The 20,057-nt window shown below is 43.5% G+C and carries 17 protein-coding genes and 1 other annotated feature; of the genes, 4 read left to right on the top strand and 13 right to left on the bottom strand.

Translation table 11 applies throughout. The annotated features are described in order from the left end of the window. Window positions 1-259 precede the first annotated feature (259 nt). Window positions 260-862: a 30S ribosomal protein S4 gene (gene rpsD / locus MHI33_RS16180; RefSeq protein ID WP_003216816.1), complete on the top strand. Its 603-nt coding sequence runs from the start codon at window positions 260-262 to the stop codon at window positions 860-862. 180 nt (window positions 863-1,042) lie between these two features. Here the strand turns inward: rpsD and MHI33_RS16185 are convergent, their stop codons facing one another. From MHI33_RS16185 to acsA, 6 genes are all read right to left on the bottom strand, one after another. Continuing rightward, entirely contained in the window at window positions 1,043-3,175 is a 2,133-nt protein-coding gene (locus MHI33_RS16185; protein WP_340912568.1) for a collagen-like protein, read from the bottom strand. Window positions 3,176-3,451: 276 nt separating this feature from the next. Next, window positions 3,452-4,015 (bottom strand): cysteine hydrolase family protein, encoded by a 564-nt coding sequence (locus MHI33_RS16190; protein ID WP_340912570.1) that lies wholly within the window; start codon window positions 4,013-4,015, stop codon window positions 3,452-3,454. A 106-nt stretch (window positions 4,016-4,121) separates the two neighbouring features. After that, window positions 4,122-4,340: a hypothetical protein gene (locus MHI33_RS16195; protein ID WP_254111034.1), complete on the bottom strand. Its 219-nt coding sequence runs from the start codon at window positions 4,338-4,340 to the stop codon at window positions 4,122-4,124. Between the two features lie 88 nt (window positions 4,341-4,428). Continuing rightward, a complete protein-coding gene (locus MHI33_RS16200) occupies window positions 4,429-5,007 on the bottom strand; it encodes an esterase/lipase family protein (RefSeq protein ID WP_376699985.1) in 579 nt (192 codons plus the stop codon). 302 nt (window positions 5,008-5,309) lie between these two features. Next, complete coding sequence (gene tyrS / locus MHI33_RS16205) at window positions 5,310-6,578, bottom strand: tyrosine--tRNA ligase (protein ID WP_340912574.1); 1,269 nt, start codon at window positions 6,576-6,578, stop codon at window positions 5,310-5,312. A gap of 53 nt (window positions 6,579-6,631) precedes the next feature. After that, window positions 6,632-6,870 (bottom strand) — a binding site (T-box leader). 59 nt (window positions 6,871-6,929) lie between these two features. Beyond that, on the bottom strand, window positions 6,930-8,654 hold the full coding sequence (gene acsA, locus MHI33_RS16210) for an acetate--CoA ligase (protein ID WP_044142212.1): 1,725 nt from the start codon (window positions 8,652-8,654) through the stop codon (window positions 6,930-6,932). Window positions 8,655-8,809: 155 nt separating this feature from the next. Here acsA and MHI33_RS16215 point away from each other — a divergent pair, with 155 nt between their 5' ends. Genes MHI33_RS16215 through MHI33_RS16225 form a run of 3 tightly spaced genes read left to right on the top strand, consistent with a single transcriptional unit; the run spans window position 8,810 to window position 11,280 of the window. Further along, entirely contained in the window at window positions 8,810-9,442 is a 633-nt protein-coding gene (locus MHI33_RS16215; protein ID WP_340912576.1) for a GNAT family N-acetyltransferase, read from the top strand. A gap of 39 nt (window positions 9,443-9,481) precedes the next feature. After that, window positions 9,482-10,123, top strand: coding sequence for a CBS and ACT domain-containing protein (locus MHI33_RS16220; RefSeq protein WP_340912579.1), 642 nt, complete (start codon window positions 9,482-9,484; stop codon window positions 10,121-10,123). After that, window positions 10,120-11,280: an acetoin utilization protein AcuC gene (locus tag MHI33_RS16225; RefSeq protein ID WP_340912581.1), complete on the top strand. Its 1,161-nt coding sequence runs from the start codon at window positions 10,120-10,122 to the stop codon at window positions 11,278-11,280. Before MHI33_RS16220 ends, MHI33_RS16225 begins: the two co-directional genes overlap by 4 nt. 42 nt (window positions 11,281-11,322) lie before the next feature. Here MHI33_RS16225 and ccpA read toward each other — a convergent pair whose 3' ends face one another. From ccpA to MHI33_RS16260, 7 genes are all read right to left on the bottom strand, one after another. Continuing rightward, window positions 11,323-12,324, bottom strand: coding sequence for a catabolite control protein A (gene ccpA / locus MHI33_RS16230; protein ID WP_034665514.1), 1,002 nt, complete (start codon window positions 12,322-12,324; stop codon window positions 11,323-11,325). A gap of 451 nt (window positions 12,325-12,775) precedes the next feature. Next, window positions 12,776-13,852 (bottom strand): bifunctional 3-deoxy-7-phosphoheptulonate synthase/chorismate mutase, encoded by a 1,077-nt coding sequence (locus MHI33_RS16235; RefSeq protein WP_003217626.1) that lies wholly within the window; start codon window positions 13,850-13,852, stop codon window positions 12,776-12,778. Window positions 13,853-14,067: 215 nt separating this feature from the next. After that, on the bottom strand, window positions 14,068-14,391 hold the full coding sequence (ytxJ, locus tag MHI33_RS16240) for a bacillithiol system redox-active protein YtxJ (protein ID WP_003217729.1): 324 nt from the start codon (window positions 14,389-14,391) through the stop codon (window positions 14,068-14,070). A 33-nt stretch (window positions 14,392-14,424) separates the two neighbouring features. Then, the gene (locus MHI33_RS16245; protein ID WP_340912583.1) at window positions 14,425-14,895 is read right to left on the bottom strand and encodes a YtxH domain-containing protein; all 471 of its coding nucleotides are present in this window, start codon (window positions 14,893-14,895) and stop codon (window positions 14,425-14,427) included. Window positions 14,896-14,921: 26 nt separating this feature from the next. After that, complete coding sequence (locus MHI33_RS16250) at window positions 14,922-15,341, bottom strand: DUF948 domain-containing protein (protein WP_340912585.1); 420 nt, start codon at window positions 15,339-15,341, stop codon at window positions 14,922-14,924. A 225-nt stretch (window positions 15,342-15,566) separates the two neighbouring features. Continuing rightward, window positions 15,567-16,865 carry a UDP-N-acetylmuramate--L-alanine ligase gene (gene murC, locus MHI33_RS16255; RefSeq protein WP_340912587.1) on the bottom strand — a complete coding sequence of 433 codons (1,299 nt, stop codon included), beginning with the start codon at window positions 16,863-16,865 and terminating at the stop codon, window positions 15,567-15,569. Between the two features lie 303 nt (window positions 16,866-17,168). Next, window positions 17,169-19,922 carry a DNA translocase FtsK gene (locus MHI33_RS16260; protein WP_340912589.1) on the bottom strand — a complete coding sequence of 918 codons (2,754 nt, stop codon included), beginning with the start codon at window positions 19,920-19,922 and terminating at the stop codon, window positions 17,169-17,171. Window positions 19,923-20,057 lie beyond the last annotated feature (135 nt).

Below are 20,057 nucleotides of genomic sequence, written 5' to 3' on the forward strand. Positions count from 1 at the left end.
CTTCGCAGACGCAAAGCATCGCCATTGCCCTTTAAATAGGTTGACTTCTCCTATCCAGCGTCATATAATAGAATTTGTGTGAAATATGGCAGCCTTTTTGTTCGGCTTTTTTGTATCATTTTGTTCCTTCTATATGAAGGTGCATCTTGTAACTCCCTGCTGCTGGAGCGAGGATGCATGAAAACATAATGACGGAAAAGACAAAGAACAGACGGTTTTTATTTTTCACAAATAAAAACAAATAAGGAGGAGTCACATTATGGCTCGCTATACAGGTCCAAGTTGGAAGATTTCCCGCCGTTTAGGCATTTCATTAAGCGGAACAGGTAAGGAACTTGAAAAACGCCCTTACGCTCCAGGCCCACATGGTCCAGGACAACGCAAAAAACTATCTGAATATGGTTTACAATTACAAGAGAAGCAAAAGCTTCGTCACATGTACGGTGTCAACGAACGTCAATTCCGTACACTATTTGACAAAGCTGATAAACTTCCTGGTAAACAAGGTGAAAACTTCATGATCCTTCTTGAAACTCGCCTTGACAACCTAGTATACCGTCTTGGCCTTGCTCGTACTCGCCGCCAAGCTCGTCAGCTAGTCAACCATGGTCACATCCTTGTTGATGGAAGCCGTGTAGACATCCCATCTTTCTCTGTGAAACCAGGTCAAACGATTGCTCTTCGTGAGAAATCTCAAAACCTTGCAGTTGTGAAAGAATCAGTTGAAGTTAACAGCTTCGTTCCTGAATACCTTACTTTCGATGCTGAAAAGCTTGAAGGAACTTTCACTCGTCTTCCAGAGCGTTCTGAATTAGCGCCTGAAATCAGCGAACAACTAATCGTTGAGTTCTACTCTCGTTAATTTCATGACTCTCCAAAGAGAGGTCAAACAAACCCTAGATCCCTTGATTGTTCAAGGTGGTCTAGGTTTTTTTGTTTGCATTCTCCTATGAACAAATGAATTAAAAACATATATAGAAAACAGACTATACACAAGACGAGCACCAGACAAAACTTCTAAAAGCATTTCTACACATTGAAGTTAGTCTAATTTTTTAATAATAATAGAAGCATTCACGTTTGTTTGAGTCCCTCCTGCTAGGGTTTGAAGAGTAACTGCTGCTGCGGAAGTATGGTTTACAAGAGTAAGCGTGTCACCCGCTGCTAGAGCGAGGATTGCCTGACCGTTATTCTGTTGAGTACCAGCTCCTGACCCATAAACTGTGTTCGTCACAGGACCTCCATTTACAAATAGGGTAAATTGATTTGGCTCTACGCCAGAAACTGAAAAAGTAACCTCGTAGTTTCCTGGATTGGTGACTATAATTTGAGAAGTTCCAGGGGCATGTGTAATACCAGAAGTAATAATTCCAGTTGAGTCAAAAATCACCGGGGCCTCTAAAGCTACTGTTTCAGCACTTAGATTGTATACATATGCAAATTCAGCTAGCCCTGCTCCTGTGGCTCCTGTGGCTCCTGTTGCACCGGTCGCTCCTGTAGCTCCTGCGGCACCCGTTGCACCGGTCGCTCCTGTGGCTCCCGTATCTCCTGTGGCACCCGTTGGACCGGTCGCTCCTGTTGCTCCCGCAGCACCGGTTACTCCTGTTGCACCTGTGGCTCCCGTATCTCCTGTTGCACCTGTTGGACCGGTCGCTCCTGTGGCTCCTGCGGCACCCGTATCTCCTGTTGCACCCGTTGGACCGGTCGCTCCTGTTGGACCGGTCGCTCCTGTTGCTCCCGCGGCACCCGTATCTCCTGTTGCACCCGTTGGACCGGTGGCTCCTGTGGCTCCCGTATCTCCTGTTGCACCTGTTGGACCGGTCGCTCCTGTAGCTCCCGCGGCACCCGTATTTCCTGTTGGACCGGTGGCTCCTGTTGCTCCCGTATCTCCTGTTGCACCCGTTGGACCGGTCGCTCCTGTGACTCCCGTATCTCCTGTTGCTCCCGTATCTCCTGTTGCACCCGTTGCCCCGGTCGCTCCTGTAGCTCCCGTATCTCCTGTTGCACCCGTTGCACCGGTTGCTCCTGCGGCACCGGTCGCTCCTGTTGGACCGGTCGCTCCTGTTGCTCCCGCGGCACCCGTATCTCCTGTTGCACCCGTTGGACCGGTCGCTCCTGTTGCTCCCGTATCTCCTGTTGCACCTGTTGGACCTGTAGCTCCTGCGGCACCCGTTGCTCCTGTGGCTCCTGTAGCCCCCGTATCTCCTGTTGCACCTGTTGGACCGGTCGCTCCTGCGGCACCCGTTGCTCCTGTGGCTCCCGTTGCTCCTGTGGCTCCCGTTGCTCCTGTGGCTCCCGTTGCTCCTGTGGCTCCCGTTGCTCCCGTTGCACCTGTTGGACCTGTAGCTCCTGCGGCACCCGTTGCTCCTGTTGCCCCGGTCGCTCCTGTAGCTCCCGTATCTCCTGTTGCACCTGTTGCACCTGTTGGACCTGTGGCTCCTGCGGCACCTGTTGCACCCGTTGGACCGGTCGCTCCTGTTGCTCCCGTATCTCCTGTTGCACCTGTTGGACCGGTCGCTCCTGCGGCACCCGTTGCTCCTGTTGCACCCGTTGGACCGGTCGCTCCTGTGGCTCCCGTTGCACCTGTTGGACCTGTAGCTCCTGCGGCACCCGTTGCTCCTGTTGCACCCGTTGGACCGGTCGCTCCTGTAGCTCCCGTATCTCCTGTTGCACCTGTTGGACCGGTCGCTCCTGCGGCACCTGTTGCTCCTGTTGCACCCGTTGGACCGGTGGCTCCTGTTGCTCCCGTATCTCCTGTTGCACCTGTTGGACCGGTCGCTCCTGTAGCTCCCGTATCTCCTGTTGCACCTGTTGGACCGGTCGCTCCTGCGGCACCCGTTGCTCCTGTTGCACCCGTTGGACCGGTGGCTCCTGCGGCACCCGTTGCTCCTGTTGCACCGGTCGCTCCTGTGGCACCCGTATCTCCCGTTGCACCTGTTGGACCTGTGCCTCCTGTAGCTCCTGCGGCACCCGTTGCTCCCGTTGCTCCCGTTGCTCCTGTGCCCGTGCCTGTTGCTCCTGTTGCACCGGTCGCTCCTGTGGCTCCTCGAACCCCTCGTAATCCCCGTAATCCTCTTCGTCCTACAATTACTTTTGTTTCACAAATGATGCAACAATTTGATTTTGATAGTTTCTGTTTACATTTAGGGCATTTTTTATACTTATCACAACCCATCAGTTATTCATCTCCTTTATCATTATAGATATGTTACATCTATAAATACGTGCAGATAAGTTAAATCTCCAAAGAATAAAGATAAGCGTAGAATCAACATCATTTGCTAGACTCTGACAAAAGCCTTTTATGAAAATTTGATTGAATTTTGCGCTAAATTTGTCTATTTTTTTCATGATGACTAGAAACTGTTCAAATCCATAAATTCTATCATAAAAAAAATCCCCTAGAATTCTAGAGGATCTTTTGTTCCATGTTTCTCTCAAGTGTGATTTTTTATTTTTCCATCAAATCACTAATCAATTGCTCTGTTGTCATGACAGTAGCAAATTCATCATGCAATGTAGCAAGTGATAGCCGATGAATCATTTCGGGATTATAATATGTACCGTTTTGATCTGTTAGTCCAAAGGCAGCAGATGCATCAGAAATGAGAAATGTATCAAAGCCTAGATTGCCGCTCATTCTTGTTGTTGTAGATACGCAGTGCGGTGTTGTTAATCCTGCGATTACAACAGTGTCGATCTCGTTTGATCTTAGTTGTTCCTCTAAGTTTGTGCCTATAAAGCTGCTGTTGACTTTCTTTTGTATCACCATTTCATCATCTAGCGGTTTGGCGATACCTTTGAAGCAATGCCCTTCATTTGCCGGATAAAATAAAGAATCCGGATTGTCAGCTGTATGCTGAATATGAATCACTTTCCAGCCTTTCTCTCTCCAAAACGTTAATAGACGGCTAATATTCTTCTCTGCCTCTAGATTATTACGTTCTCCCCATTTTTCATGCTCGAATGCCTTCTGTACATCCACAATGATTAAAGCTTTTTGATTCTTCTGCACAAATGCCCACCTCCGAAAATTCTTATCCAATACATGTAGTGTAAGGAATGGTGATCCATTTGTATATGCTTTTATTTCTCTTCATGATGTTTTGCTTGTTTTTGAATCAACAAGACAAACCATACACTAGCAAGAATGTAATAGATACCGCGATGGTCGAGGTACAGTTAGACATCACCTCTCCCATTTGAACTGATTTGACGATATTCATCCAGATGAAATAGATGATGAAAAATGAGCATGAAAAATAAAGAAAGTATCCTAAAAAATATAGCTTTAGCTTTTGCGTCATCGTCTGCATGCTTTTGCTTTCACGTTCCTCCATCAAAGCCTCTCTCATGATCTATTCGTCACAATCTCTCTAATAACATCAAAAAAGACAGCACATTTCGCTGTCTTTTTTCATTTTTCCTTTAATTCGTATTCTGGCCCCCGCCGTTCAGTCCTTCTTTGATATACCCTTTGACTTGGCTTGAAGCTAATAGACTGATGTGACCAACGCCGTGAATGAGGACATTTCTTGCGCCAATTAAACGCGAGAGGCTGTTGACAACAATCATATCGGCTGAGCTATAGACAGATGTATAAAGAATTTTTTGATTTGGATCGGTGCCTGGTAATGCTCTGAGTGAAACGAGTCCATTCGCTCCACCAAGTGTGACGACGTTTTCAATTTTATCACCGCCGTCTAGATTCTTAATATAGTATAGCGTGTTCGCTCCGCCCATACTATGTGCCACAATATCTACTTTTTTGGCACCTGTTTTGCCTAGCACATCTTTGACGAATCTAGATAGACGCGGGCCATTGTTGCGGTTATTCCCTGTTTTGTCTATGAAATCGATAGCAAATAATTGATTTCGATCCCAGCCTTGTGTGACCAAGTAACTTTTAATCGAAGCGAAGTTGTAAGACGCTCCTCCCATACCATGCACCATCACAACCGGATTGTGCTCAGCCGCTTTGATTTCTTTCGGCTGGATGAAGGCCATTGAACCTATCACTAAGGCAAGGGCAACAAGAATTTGCAAACTCTTTTTCTTAAAACAAATCACTTTCATTCCCCCTAATTCATCTTATTCGACTCTATTTTATACAAGAAAAATATGTCAGAAAAGTGAACAAGGCACTGTTTGTTGCTTTATTTTATAGAAAATAATTACTGAAAAAGCACCTTTGACTTTCTAAAACGCCAATGCCAAAAGACTAGACTAAGTCTCTATTAGCAGTCTAATAGACTCTTAACTCTGAATAAAAAAAGCAGCCGGTTATCGCAGCCGGCTGCACATCGTTCTTATTTGTAATTCACAAGGAAGTATTTCTTTTTCCCTCTTCTTAAAACAGTAAATTGGTTTTCAATTCTATCTTCAGCTGAAAGGACATAGTCTTTATCGGTTTGTCTCTCTCCGTTAATGGAAACTGCCCCATTTGTGATGTCTTCACGTGCTTGACGTTTTGATGGTGACAGCTTTGATTCCACAAGGACATCGACAAGTGTTAACTCTTCTGTGCTACTTTTCTCCATTGATGGAACATCTTTAAAGCCTACTTTGACTTCTTCGGCTGAAAGAGATTTAATCTCGCCTTTGAATAGCGCATTTGAGATGTTGACTGCCTGTTCTAGTGATTCACGGCCATGTACAAGTGTCGTGACTTCCTCTGCTAGACGGCGCTGTGCTTCACGTTTTTCAGGTGCTGTTTGCACTTTTTCTTCGTACGATGCGATCTCTTCTTTCGATAAGAACGTAAAGTATTTTAAGTATTTCACGACGTCACGGTCATCTGTGTTGATCCAGAATTGGTAGAATTCATATGGGGACGTTTTTTCTTTATCTAACCAGATTGCGCCGCCTTCTGTTTTACCGAACTTTGTGCCGTCTGCTTTTGTGACAAGCGGCATCGTGAGACCGAATGCTTTTGCGCCTTCTGCTTCAGACTTACGGATCAACTCAAGTCCAGACGTGATATTTCCCCACTGATCGCTTCCGCCGATTTGCAGCTTACAGTTTTCATTTCTGTAAAGGTTTAAGAAGTCTAAAGATTGCAGAATGACGTAGCTGAATTCTGTGTACGAAATCCCTGTTTCGATACGTGAGCTGACGATATCTTTTGCCAGCATGAAGTTCACACCGAAGTTCTTTCCAATATCACGAAGGAACGTGATGACATTCATTTGGCTGATCCAGTCGTAGTTATTCACGATAACGGCTGGGTTCTCGCCTGCTTCAAAATCAAGAAATTGAGAGAGCTGTCCTTTGATTTTCTCTGACCACTGTTCCACGATTTCTGCTGGGTTTAGTGAACGTTCTGCCTTTTTGAAGCTAGGGTCGCCGATTAGTCCAGTTGCGCCGCCAACGAGGGCAATCGGGTGATGGCCTGCTTCCTGGAATCTGCGTAATGTTAAAATTGGCAATAGGTGACCAATGTGTAAGCTGTCCGCTGTTGGGTCAAAACCGGAGTAAAGCTTGATTTTTTCTTCCGATAATAATTTTGTTAAACCTTCTTCATCTGTTTGCTGCTGAATTAATCCTCTGAACGATAACTCTTCCATCAATTGACTCATATTTCATTCTCCTTTTTTTACAATTTAACATAAAAAACGCCCCTTCGAATGAACGAAGGGACGATATATATCGCGGTACCACCCTGCTTAAAAGACAACAAATCACATCTTTTCACTTACACTGATAACGGACAGATCCGTTCTTTCACTAATCAGGGAAGCACGTATGCTCCTTTTCGTAAAAGCGGTTCGTGAGGGTAATTCGAATATCTCTTTGTACTGACTCGCACCAGCCGTCAGCTCTCTTGGACAGGGAAAGATGATTCTACTGAATCTCAGTCAAAACCTTTATATATTCAACTAATGCCATTTTAAACATACTTTTGATATCAAGTCAACTGATGAAAAAAATTAATCTTCCATTGTCGATAGGTCGCCAGCCGGTAAATTCAGTTCCCACGCCTTTAGCACACGTCTCATAATTTTTCCGCTTCGCGTTTTAGGCAGTTTGTCTTTAAACTCGATTTCTCTCGGTGCCGCATGTGCAGCGAGTCCTTTTTTCACAAACGTACGAATCTCTTCTTTTAGCTCATCTGTCGGCTCATATCCGCTTCTAAGCGCAATGAATGCTTTAATAATTTCACCGCGGACCGGATCTGGTTTTCCAATGACACCAGCCTCTGCAATGGCTGGATGTTCGACCAGTTTGCTTTCCACCTCAAAAGGACCGACCCGCTCTCCTGATGTCATGATCACATCATCGACACGTCCCTGGAACCAAAAGTATCCGTCTTCGTCCATATAAGCTGAATCTCCTGAAACATACCAATCTCCCGGCATAAAGTAAGATTCATATTTTTCAGGATTGTTCCAGATCGTATGCATCATAGACGGCCAGCCTTTTTTGATGGCGAGGTTGCCCATCCGATATGGCGGAAGTTCATTTCCGGCATTATCCACAATCGCAGCTTCTACGCCTGGAACCGGTTTTCCCATTGAGCCTGGTTTAATGTCCATGCATGGATAATTACAAATCAGTTGAGCACCGGTTTCAGTCATCCACCAAGTGTCATGAATTCGTTTGCCAAATACAGCATCTCCCCAGCGGATGACTTCTGGATTAAGAGGCTCACCTACACTTAACACATGACGGAGCGAGCTGAGATCATATTTTTGAATGAGGTCATCTCCTGCTCCCATTAGCATTCTAAAGGCGGTCGGTGCACTGTACCAAACGGTCACACCTAGTGATTCAATCGTTTCATACCACGTATCAGGGTTAAATCTGCCGCCTAAAATGACATTCGTCGCCCCATTTAACCACGGTGAAAAAATGCCGTACACTGTGCCTGTTACCCAGCCTGGGTCAGCTGTACACCAGTAGACATCGTCTTCTTTCAGATCAAGCACCCATTTACCAGTCTGGTCTTGCTGCACCATTGCACCATGGACATGCAGCACACCTTTTGGCGTACCTGTCGACCCTGACGTGTAATGAAGCAGAAAGCCGTCTTTTTCATCCATCCATTCGATTTCAAGGTCCTTCGCCGCCTGCGCAAAAGCCTCTTCATAATGGATTGTCCGAACGCCATCGATATCTTCCTTTTCACCGCCGACAATGATGACGGATTCAAGTTTCGGAAGCTCTGCAAACGGAATTCGTTCAAGCAGATCGGGCGTTGTCACAATGACCTTCGCCTCGCTATTTTCTAAACGGTCTTTGACCGCACCTTCCATGAATGCCTCAAATAACGGGCCAACGATCGCACCAATTTTAACTGCGCCAAGCAGAAGAAAATAGAGCTCAGGTGATCTTGGCATAAAGATAAATACGCGATCCCCTTTTTGCACATGCGCCTTTTCTCTGAATAGATTTCCCGCTTTATTTGTGTTGATTTTCATATCCCTGAACGTATACTTTTCATCCCGCTGTGAATCTTTGTAGTGAAGCGCCACCTTGTTCTTACGAAACGAGTCCGCATGTCTGTCAATCGCTTCATAGGCTGCATTTATGTTTCCTGTTTCATACCATGAGAAGTTTTTTCTTGCTTCCTCCCATGAAAATTCTTTGTATGCCTGCTCATAATCATTTAAATGATAGTTTCCTTTTACTGATGGTAGCGTTTCCACTTTCATCAAACAGTCCCCCTTTGCATACGTTTACAATGACCATTATAGTATAGATGACTTTTTTTCTCAATTTTTAAAAAACTTATAGTGAAACCGTTTTAATTCTTGCAGGTTTTAAGATAAAATAGAGACGACTCACTAGAATTTGAGGCGGTGGATACGTGGAGCATCCTAAAACTTATTATTCAAAAACCATTGAGCGAGAAACAGGTACCATCCTTATTGAAGGTCCGGTACCTGCATCAGAGCTTGCGAACTATACGTTTCATGAAGGCCTAACGGCATTTCGCACGCCAGAGGAACAGAAACAAGCACTTGTTGAAATAGCAGACCTTCCAGAAGGACGTATTATCATTGCACGAGTGGATGAGCTTGTTGTCGGCTATGTCACGTATGTATATCCTGATCCGCTTGAGCGCTGGTCAGAGGGCAACATGGACAATTTAATCGAGCTTGGCGCGATTGAGGTCGCTCCTCCATTTAGAGGCTGCTCACTTGGTAAGCATTTACTTGATGTGAGCATGATGGATGAGCAAATGGAGAATTATATCATCATTACAACTGAATATTACTGGCATTGGGATTTAAAGGGGACAAAGAAAAACGTATGGGAGTACCGCAAGATGATGGAGAAAATGATGAACGCAGGCGGTCTTGTTTGGTTTGCAACAGACGAGCCAGAGATCAGCTCACATCCAGCCAATTGTTTAATGGCCAGAATCGGGAAAAATGTGAATCCTGATTCGATTGAGCGCTTCGATCGTCTTCGCTTCCATCAACGCTTTATGTATTAACGTTCAATTCGTTTTTTTGGCAAAGGGGATTGGTAAACAATGATGATTGAACAAATTATGGAGCGTGATGTGATCACGCTGCGAAAAACCGATACGATTGAAGAAGCCATAAACAAAATGAGTGCACATCACATTCGGCATATTCCAATCGTATCTGATCAAGATTCTGTCATTGGGATGGTGACAGATCGAGATATTAAAAATGCCAGTCCAAGTATATTTGAAACAGAAAAAAGGAAGCTCTTTGTTCAGCGGCCTGTTGAAGAGATCATGGTATTAGAGACGATTACTGCTCATCCGCTTGATTTCGTTGAAGAGATTTCTAGTGTCTTTTTTGAACACGGAATTGGCTGCCTTCCAGTGGTGAGACGCGGCAAGCTTGTAGGCATTATCACAAAGACTGATTTGCTTCGTACGTTTGTCAGACTGACAGGTGCAGATCAGCCTGGGTCACACTTAGAGGTTGAAGTGGACCAAATGACAGAAGGTCTTGCAGACATTACGACCATTTTAAAAGAGCAGCATATTCAAATGCTGAGTGTGCTTGTGTATCCGCATGCAAATGAATCATCTAAAGTACTCGTCTTCCGCCTTCAAACCATGCATGCAGATCATGTGACGAAGCTGATTCGTGCAAAAGGCTATAAGGTGCTGTGGCCTATGGAGCAGACGATCAAATGAAGGAAGCGACCTTTGTTTTTTCACCCTCTTTTCAAACGTACCAGTTTCACCAAGACCATCCCTTCAATCAGCTTCGTGTCTACTTAACATATGACATGCTTCAAAAAATGAAGGCGTTAACAAATGATGAGATCGTCGCACCGCGTATGGCGACCCTTGAGGAATTAAAGCTCGTCCATACAGCCGATTATATTCAAGCTGTGCAGCGGGCTAGTGAAGGAAAGCTCTCTACAGCAGAGGGTGAGCGCTACGGTCTTGGCACGGAGGATACACCGATGTTTGCAGGTATGCATGAGGCAGCTTCTCTCCTTGTTGGCGGGACACTCACAGCCGTTGACCAAGTAATGATGGGACACTCGCAGCATGCACTGAATCTTGGCGGTGGACTTCATCACGGGTTTAAAGGGCGTGCATCTGGCTTCTGTATTTATAATGACAGCTCAGTGGCGATTCAATATATTCAAAAGACATACGGTGCAAGAATTTTGTATATTGATACGGATGCCCATCACGGAGATGGTGTACAATTCAGTTTCTATGACGACCCTGAGGTTTGTACAGTCTCAATTCATGAAACGGGACGCTATTTGTTCCCTGGAACTGGACAAGTACAGGAAAGAGGTCATGATAAAGGCTATGGCTACGCCTACAATATTCCGCTTGATGCATTTACAGAAGACGAATCGTTCCTTGAAGCATACCGAACAGCAGTGACTGAAATTGCTGCTTTTTTTAAACCAGATGTGATTTTGACGCAAAACGGTGCAGACGCACACTACTATGATCCGTTAACCCATTTATCTGCCACCATGAAAATATATGAGGAAATTCCTAGACTTGCCCATGAGTTAGCGCATCAATATTGTGATGGCAAATGGATCGCTGTCGGCGGAGGAGGATATGATATTTGGCGTGTCGTGCCAAGGGCGTGGAGCCGGATTTGGCTTGAAATGAAAGGCATTACACCGCCTGATGAACTGCCTCAGGACTGGGTTCAGGCTTGGCATAAACAATCGCCTGTCACCCTGCCATCCACATGGGGAGATTCTGACGATTTATATCCACCGATCCCAAGAAAAGCAGAAATCACAGAAAAAAATGCTCAAACTGTAGAAAAAGCACTGATGCCCGTTAGAAGAGAAAAGAAAAATGCATAAGAAAAGCAGGCATTCACTGATGTGTAAGCCTGCTTTTTCGTTTTATTTTGTTGATTGTCTTTCTTCAATTCTGTGCGGAAGTTCCACAATTTGGTCATCCACTTGCTCTTTGTTCATCAGCTTTGTCAGCAGTCTCATTGCGACAGCACCAATATCATACGTCGGCTGAACAACAGTTGTCAGCTGAGGACGCACCATGAGAGAAAGTCTCGTGTTATCAAAACCAATCACTTCTAAATCCTCAGGAATGGATACGCCTCTATCTTGTGCTCCATGAATGACACCTAGCGCCATTTCATCCGTAGCCGCAATAACAGCTGTCGGCTTGTCAGACTGCTCAAGCAAGTGAGCAAGTGATTCAATTCCAGAATCATACGAATAATCGCCTTCAGCGACGAGCGCATCGTCAAATGCGATGCCCGCTTCTTCAAGCGCGCGCTTATAGCCTGCAAGCTTTCTCATAGAGTTAATCGGTTCTGACATTGGGCCAGATACGAAGGCAATTCGTTTATGTCCTTTTTCAACTAAAAGCTGAACTGAATCATAAATCGCTTGCTCGTAGTTGATGTTGACAGATGGTGTTTGAGCCTGCTCTTCAACAGATGCAGCAAGAACAATTGGCACAGGAGAGCGCTTAAATTCTTCAACAAGCACATCTGTGATATTTCCACCCATAAAGACAATCCCATCTACTTGTTTACCTAGCATTGTATTTAAAAGATGGAGCTCTTTATCGGTATTTTGATCTGAGTTGCTCAAAATAATGTTGTACTTATACATTGTGGCGATATCTTCAATTCCGCGAGCAAGCTCCGAATAGAAGATACTAGAAATATCAGGGATGATGACCCCAACCGTTGTTGTTTTTTTACTTGCAAGGCCTCGCGCCACAGCATTCGGGCGATAGCCAAGGCGATCAATCGCTTCAAGTACCTTTTTTCTTGTTGTTGGTTTTACATTCGGATTCCCATTCACTACGCGTGATACCGTTGCCATACTTACATTTGCTTCTCTTGCTACATCATATATTGTAACATTATTCACATAAATCACTCCTTCAAATACACTTCATATCTATAGCATTCACCAATTGGATAGAGACATGTCAGATACGAGGAAAATAATATCCTATTTGTCATTAAAACGATGAAAAGAGACACATAATTTTTCAATCTACATCAAAATGACATTCTTTTATGAAATTATACACGTTTTTTCACCATATGAAAACGTTCCCTTTCTTTTTATAACTAAATTAAACAAACTTTAATGAGCTTGTTACCTGTAAATTGAATCATATTTCATGAAAAATCGTCGAGAACGTCAGCTATGACAACGATCTTAGCAGATTCTATTGAATTTTAAAAATGAAAACATTGTGAACAAGCACTTTTAAAGCTTGCAATGTGCTCTTTTCCTTTCATTCCCAATCTTCATCGTATTTTATCCATAGAAAAACCGCCGGGCAGTCATCCGGCGGCTTTTCTATCTATGATTATGCGTGAATGTTGACAAGTGGTCTTAACGCATCTAACCATTTTTCGAATTGAGGAATGTCCATTTGCTGCGCTGAGTCAGATAGAGCAACAGATGGATCTGGATGTACTTCTGCCATGACACCGTCTGCTCCAATCGCAAGAGCTGCTTTCGCTGTCGGAAGGAGAAGATCTCTACGTCCAGTTGAGTGCGTCACATCAACAAAGACTGGTAAATGTGTTTCTTGTTTCAAGATTGGCACAGCAGAAATATCTAGTGTATTTCTTGTCGCTGTTTCATATGTGCGGATACCGCGCTCGCAAAGGATGATTTGGTCATTTCCTTGGGCGATGATGTATTCAGCTGCATTGATGAATTCTGAAATAGTCGCTGCAAGACCACGTTTTAAAAGAACTGGTTTCTTCACAGATCCGGCTGCTTTTAATAGCTCGAAATTTTGCATGTTTCGTGCACCAATTTGGATGACATCGATATGCTCAATCGCTTCTTCAATATGAGCAGGATTGACGATTTCACTAATGACAGCAAGACCGTATTCATCCGCTACACGCTTTAGAATTTTCAGACCGTCTACACCAAGTCCTTGGAAATCGTATGGACTTGTGCGTGGTTTAAATGCACCTCCGCGAAGTAGTTTTAGTCCTTGCTGTTTCGCTGCTGCCGCCACTTCTGCGACTTGCTCGTAGCTTTCAACAGCACATGGTCCAACGATGAAACGCTGTTTCCCATCACCGATCGCTTCTCCATTGATGTTCACGATTGTATTTTCCGATTTTTTCTTACGAGAAACAAGAAGTGCTTTGCTGTGGTCATCTTCTTGAAGCTCTAGGCCTGCTTTGAAAATCTCTTTGAAAATATGCTGAATTGTTGAGTTTTCGAATGGTCCATCATTTGCTTCAAGAATTTGGTTCAGCATTGTGCGCTCTCTGACAGGATCATAACGGTTGACACCCTGCGCTTCTTTCGCTTTTCCAATTTCTTTTACAATGCTTCCTCTTTCATTGATCAGTTTTAAGATTTGAAGATTTAGTTCATCTGCCTGCTGTCTCAATTGTTCTAGTTCATTGTTGCTCATTTTTGTCATCCTTTCCTCTGCCTGTTCTCGCTTTTTTTTTCATTCTCTCATGATAGGGTTTATTATAAACAAAGATTTCGGAATTGTCACGAAAATTTTCTTTATTACCCAAACGCTTTTAAGCGATAAAGTATTATGTGTAAGATTATAGCATAGTTTTGATTGAAGTAAACCTTTTTTTATCAAAAAAACGTCAGCAATTGCTGACGTTTCTTCTACACATTATGTTCAAGTGCTTCTTTTGTAATGCTTGAGTGGGATGCATGCCATTTTACTTTTCCACCGCTAAAGACGAGTGCCTGGGGACTTTCGTGCTTTACCCCTGACTTTTCTGTCACATAGGATGAAAGCTCTCTTGTGTTTTGAATTTGCAAGAAATAAGTTGGCACGTCTTCATGTGCAGACGCAAATGCTTCAAACTCTTGAAAAGCCGCTTGACTGATCGGACATGTCAAACTGTGCTTAAAAAAGACAAAGGTCCCATCTTGATTCGTTAGTTGATCAAACTGTTCTTCTGTTTCAATGAGTTGTTTTGACATGATGTTCTCCTTCTTCACTCTGTGCAGTAAGAGTTAGCCTTTAGTCGATTGTTCTACTTTTTCTTTGACATCTTTAATGCCATCTTCAATTTCTGATTTCGCTTCTTGTGCTCGTACTTTGGCTTCATCTGCTACATCTGATGCTTCACTTGCTAGGTCAGCTGCCGCATCTTCTGCTTCACTTTTCATATGATTAGCTTTTCCAGCTGCACGTTCTTTTATGTCTTTCACTTTGTCTAAAATTTGGTTTGACTGCTCTGCCACCAGCTGAGATAATTCAGACGTTTTATCTTTCGCAATCGTCACATATTCAGTGCCTTTTTCCTTTGCATCTGTTGTGAGTTGATCTGTTTTGTCTTTTAAAGCATTCGCTTGGTTGTTCAAATCATCGCGAAGCTCTTTCCCTGACTTCGGCGCTAAGAATAATGCTGTTGTTGCACCAACTATGCCACCAATAAGTGTTCCGATCAAAAAGTCTTTGCTATTGATTCCGTCTTTGCTCATGATTATTCCTCCTATGCGAAAATGGTTTATTTTTGGTGTTTTCGTTGTTTCCATTTTTTATAAATTTCAAGTGCTACGTTACTCCAGCTTATCACATCCGTGACTTTTTCTTGATTTCGTTCAACGGATGAAGAAACCGCACCAGCTGCCTGCTTTATGCTTGTATTAAATTGGTTGATCGAGCCGCCAATTCCCTGCACCGCATCCACAACTGTGTTGAGTTTTGCCGATTTGTCTTGAATATCTTCAGCAAGCTGATTCGTCTTATGTAGCAACTGTGCTGTCTCTGTGGTGATCCCTTGCATCTGACCTTCAAGACCTTCTAAAGTTGATGCAACATTCTTTAATGTCAGCTGTAAGGATTTTAATGTTTTGGACAAGTAGATGACAAGAATGAGGAAAGCAATTGCGATCAGTGCAACGCTTAGATATAGAATAATAATCATCTGATACCTCCTTTGTTGCGGGCATATTTAATTCAATACCCTCTCGTTGTATCATTCAAACATCGCCTAGAATGACCGATTGATTAATAATTCTACACTTATTGACTAATTCCTGTCCACAGCGAATGAAAAAAAGCAGCAGTTCTTGACACATTTAGCCCCTTTGTCACATTTTATTCAAAATAAAAAAAGTGCCGATCAAAACGGCACTTTTCGTTTAAGTATTTATACAGCGACTTTTTCATAAGCACGCAAATATTTTTGAATATCTCCTGCTCCCATAAAGATCAGAATCCCATCTCTATGCGCTTTCAGCACAGATGTATCTTCTTCTGCAATCAATTGGGCCTGCGGGATTTTTTCTCGTAAATCTTCGATACTCAGCTTCCCAATGTTTTCACGGGCTGAACCGAAAATATCGCATAGGTATACATAGTCCGCTTTTTTCAGACTATCAGCAAATTCACTTAAGAATTGCTGTGTACGTGTGAAGGTATGTGGCTGGAAGACAGCGACAATATCACGGTCTGGATACTTTTGGCGTGCTGCTTCAATTGTGACTTCAATCTCCGTTGGGTGATGGGCATAGTCGTCAATTAAAACCTGCTCACCGACTACTTTTTCATTAAAGCGGCGTTTGACACCACCAAATGTCGTGAGTGCCCCTTTGATGAGCTCTACATCAATGGCTTCATAGTGACATAATGCAATCACAGCTAATGAATTAAGGACATTATGATTTCCATAGGCAGGGATGTAGAAGGTATCATAAAACGTATTTCGTACAAAGACATCAAATGTAGTGCCTTCCGTGTTTTTCACAACATTGCGTGCTTGGAAATCATTTTCTTCATTGAAACCGTAGTACACAACAGGTACCTTCGCTTGAATCTTAGGCAGATGCTCATCATCACCGCAAGCGATAATGGCTTTTTTCACTTGAAGTGCCATGTTTTGAAACGCATCAAACACGTCGTCAATATCCGAGAAGTAATCAGGATGATCAAAATCAATATTGGTCATGATCGCATAGTCTGGATGATAGCTGAGGAAGTGTCTGCGGTATTCGCATGCTTCAAATACAAAATACTCGCTGTTTTCTTTCCCCATACCAGATCCATCACCGATTAAGTATGAAGTTGGTTTCGCTGATTGCATCACATGGGCAAGCAGACCTGTTGTTGACGTTTTACCATGAGCACCAGTAATCGCAACGTTTGTGAATGTATCCATGTATTCTCCAAGGAATTTATGGTAACGAATGACAGGAATCCCTTCAGAAAGGGCGCGTTCAATCTCAGGGTGTGTATCAGGAAATGCATTACCTGCAATGACGGTCATCCCTGGCTGAATATTATCTGGGTCAAATGGAAGAATTTTAATATTTCTCTCTTCTAATGCTTTTTGTGTAAAGATATGTTTTTCGATATCCGATCCTTGGACAGTATACCCAGTATCATGAAGAATTTGGGCCAGTGGACTCATACCTGTCCCTTTTATTCCAACAAAATGATAAACAGTCATAATTGTACCTCCAACAAACGTCTATCTGACTTACAGTATATGACGCTCATTTCAATTTGCAACTTGTGATTTTCGTCTCTAGCGGCTCACAGATCGCAGCTCCAAATAAAGATTTTTTTCCGATCTTCCTATTCTAATCAATATTAACTATGATTAGTATCCGACAACTTTCCTATTTCTAACACCTGCTTTCGCTCATTTTACATAAAAAAGCGTTCTGACAGGCATGCGAAAAGCGTCCAATTCCAAAATTGCACCTATGTGCTATCATACCATGTTTATGAAAAAAATGAAGTGGTTTGTTTAGATCAGCTGTTCTAAGTCACTCAGTGTCATGAGGACTTCCCTTGGCTTACTGCCTTTTGCACCAGAGATCATGCCCTCGCGTTCCATCATGTCGATCAATCTGGCTGCACGATTGTAGCCAATTCTAAATCTTCTCTGCAAACTCGATGTACTAGCGCTATTCTGCTCAATGGCAAAACGGCAGGCATCCATAAACAATTCGTCTTCATCTGTAATCGCAGAGCCTTGGAGCATTAATTCCTCCTGTTCGAAAAGGAACACCGGCTTGCGTTGTTTCCTCACATGTGCCACCACTTGATCGATCTCGCGGTCTGATACAAAGTTCCCTTGCAGCCTCGTAGGCTTGCCGGAGCCATTTTCTAAGAAGAGCATGTCTCCTTTTCCGAGAAGCTTTTCTGCACCTGCCATGTCAATAATGGTTCTAGAATCTACCTGACTTGAGACAGAGAAAGCAATTCTTGTTGGAATATTGGCTTTAATCAGACCTGTGATGACATCTACAGAAGGTCTTTGTGTCGCAATCAATAAGTGAATGCCGCACGCTCTTGCTTTTTGCGCGATTCGGCAAATGCTTTCTTCGACTTCATTTGGTGCGACCATCATTAAATCAGCGAGCTCATCGATCACCACGACAAGATAAGGTAGTTTTTCACCCATTTGTTTTTCTTTGACAAGCTCATTGAATCGTTTGATTTCTCTCACACCAGAGTGCGCAAACAGCTCGTAGCGTCTTTCCATTTCATCCACTACCCATTTCAGAGCAGCTGTCGCTGTCTTAGCATCAGTGATAACAGGACTCACGAGATGCGGAATATGATTATACGGCGCTAATTCGACCATTTTAGGGTCGATTAAAAGCATTTTCACTTCATCTGGTGATGCTTTAAACATTAAGCTTACTAAAATGGTATTGATGCAGACACTTTTTCCTGAACCTGTTGCTCCAGCAATTAAGCCATGCGGCATTTTTTGCAGATCAACGACAACAGGCTGTCCTGAGATATCTAATCCAAGTGCTGCTGTTAAAGGAGATGGATTGTCTCTAAACGCACTGCTTCTGATCATCTCTCGTAAGAAAACCATTTTACTGTGAAGGTTCGGCACTTCAATCCCGATCGTGTTCTTTCCTGGAATCGGTGCTTCAATTCGTATATCCTTTGCGGACAAACTGAGTTTAATATCATCTGACAGGTTCGTGATTTTGTTCACTTTGACACCTGGTTCTGGATGTACTTCAAATCTTGTCACAGAAGGGCCTTGCGTGACATGAACAACACTTGCTCTGACATTGAAATTTTTCAGCGTGGCATTGAGCAGCTCTGCCCGCTCTTTCACCCATGTCCCGTCCTCTCCTTTTTGAGCCGGAGGTACATCTAAAAGGGCGAGGCTTGGAAACACATATCCTTGTCCATCTGCTGCTTTCTTTTGTCCTTGCACGCGTTGATCACTTTTTAACATCATGACGTTAAAAGGAACCGTTGAGGTTTGTCCGCTTGCACGTTGTGGCTGAGGAGATGCCTGTTTCGGTTTTTCTTCCATCACTTCATGCACTTGTTCTTGCTTTTCTTGCTGCTCTATGACAGGTTCTACTCGTTCAGTAGGGGTCTCATCGTCTGCTTCTTGTTCTATTGGCATCACTTGATTTTCTACTATTTCCGCTTCTTCTATCAATTGCTCTTCTTGCAGATCATGCTCGGCAACTGGCTCTGTTTCTTCCAATGCTGCCGCTGGCACTTCTTCTTGATGGTCTTCTAAGGAATCAGCTTCTATTTCCTCGACTGGTTCTGCTGAGATGACGTCTAGTACCTCTACTTCTTCTGCCGGTATGTCTACTTCCATTTCAATAGCGGAATGCGTGTCTTCCGCTGTTTCGAATGTCAACGGTTCTATTTCTATTTCCTGAGTATGATCTACAAACTGTTCTACCGGTTTGTCTTGTATTTCTTCGTTTTCACTGGAAACATCCTGTACAGGCTCAGACTCTACCGGCGGCTTGTGATATACTTCGGCTGGCTGATGATGTAAGTCAGCTTCAATGTGGTCTTGAGGCTCAGAAAAGGCTGGCTCTTTTTCCTCTGTTTGAATGAAAGGCTCGTCATTTAAACGCTCCATCGTTGATTGAACGTGATCGTGATAAGCGAGCTCCTCTTGCAAAGTAAGCGGGGTCACGTCTGTTTGCATGTCCACTCTTTCTTCTGATGGCGCTGGAACTGTTTCTTCCATACGATTTTCTTTTCGTATTGATGGAATGTTCATTTGCTGTCTGACATTTCGTTCACGCTCTGCCTCTTCTGATAACAGGGTGACACGCTGCGCTGTTTCTGCTGCTTTCATTTGAACAGAAGATGATTCTTCTTTCGACTCTGTTCGTTTCGGACGCATATCCTGATGATAGCCATAGATCGGTGATGGAATTTGCTCTGGTTTGAATGGCTTTTTATTCATGTCAGGCTGAACCGTTTGTTTTGACTCATAGGTCTTCTGCTTAGCCTTTGACTGGCCTTGCTTTGAGCGTCTTCTTTCCCGCTTTACTCCGTCACGCTGAGGTTCATCTGGAACGAGCGGAAAGCGGAAGTTGCCTGTCGGATATTCATAATAGACTTTTGTATCTTCAATTTTTTTATATTCTTTATGCTGTTCAAAAACTGGCTGCTTTGGTGCAACTGGACCTTCCTCAGGTCTCACAGCTTTTTCTTCTTTCTTTTCTTCTCCTAAAAATACACTAAAAAATTTATCTAACCAACTCATCATTTATCACTCACTTTAACTCCCCTTACGTTTTCTTGGGCGATTTTTAGTATACCATTGCTTTTTCATGCAGAAAAGCGAGAAAAGTGCCGCTCTTTGCTATTTGTGCTGTCTGTAGATGAAAAAAAGTCACTAAGT

It is taken from the genome of Bacillus sp. FSL K6-2971, from assembly GCF_038006405.1.
Classification (GTDB): domain Bacteria; phylum Bacillota; class Bacilli; order Bacillales; family Bacillaceae; genus Bacillus; species Bacillus pumilus.

Coding starts and splice junctions, on each gene's coding strand:
- murC (WP_340912587.1), bottom strand. CDS start 16,865: ATGACTGTTTATCATTTTGTTGGAATAAAAGGGACAGGTATGAGTCCA.
- MHI33_RS16245 (WP_340912583.1), bottom strand. CDS start 14,895: ATGAGCAAAGACGGAATCAATAGCAAAGACTTTTTGATCGGAACACTT.
- MHI33_RS16225 (WP_340912581.1), top strand. CDS start 10,120: ATGAAGGAAGCGACCTTTGTTTTTTCACCCTCTTTTCAAACGTACCAG.
- MHI33_RS16235 (WP_003217626.1), bottom strand. CDS start 13,852: ATGAGCAACAATGAACTAGAACAATTGAGACAGCAGGCAGATGAACTA.
- MHI33_RS16185 (WP_340912568.1), bottom strand. CDS start 3,175: ATGGGTTGTGATAAGTATAAAAAATGCCCTAAATGTAAACAGAAACTA.
- MHI33_RS16195 (WP_254111034.1), bottom strand. CDS start 4,340: ATGGAGGAACGTGAAAGCAAAAGCATGCAGACGATGACGCAAAAGCTA.
- MHI33_RS16220 (WP_340912579.1), top strand. CDS start 9,482: ATGATGATTGAACAAATTATGGAGCGTGATGTGATCACGCTGCGAAAA.
- MHI33_RS16200 (WP_376699985.1), bottom strand. CDS start 5,007: ATGGCCTTCATCCAGCCGAAAGAAATCAAAGCGGCTGAGCACAATCCG.
- ytxJ (WP_003217729.1), bottom strand. CDS start 14,391: ATGTCAAAACAACTCATTGAAACAGAAGAACAGTTTGATCAACTAACG.
- MHI33_RS16250 (WP_340912585.1), bottom strand. CDS start 15,341: ATGATTATTATTCTATATCTAAGCGTTGCACTGATCGCAATTGCTTTC.
- rpsD (WP_003216816.1), top strand. CDS start 260: ATGGCTCGCTATACAGGTCCAAGTTGGAAGATTTCCCGCCGTTTAGGC.
- MHI33_RS16260 (WP_340912589.1), bottom strand. CDS start 19,922: ATGATGAGTTGGTTAGATAAATTTTTTAGTGTATTTTTAGGAGAAGAA.
- acsA (WP_044142212.1), bottom strand. CDS start 8,654: ATGAAAGTGGAAACGCTACCATCAGTAAAAGGAAACTATCATTTAAAT.
- tyrS (WP_340912574.1), bottom strand. CDS start 6,578: ATGAGTCAATTGATGGAAGAGTTATCGTTCAGAGGATTAATTCAGCAG.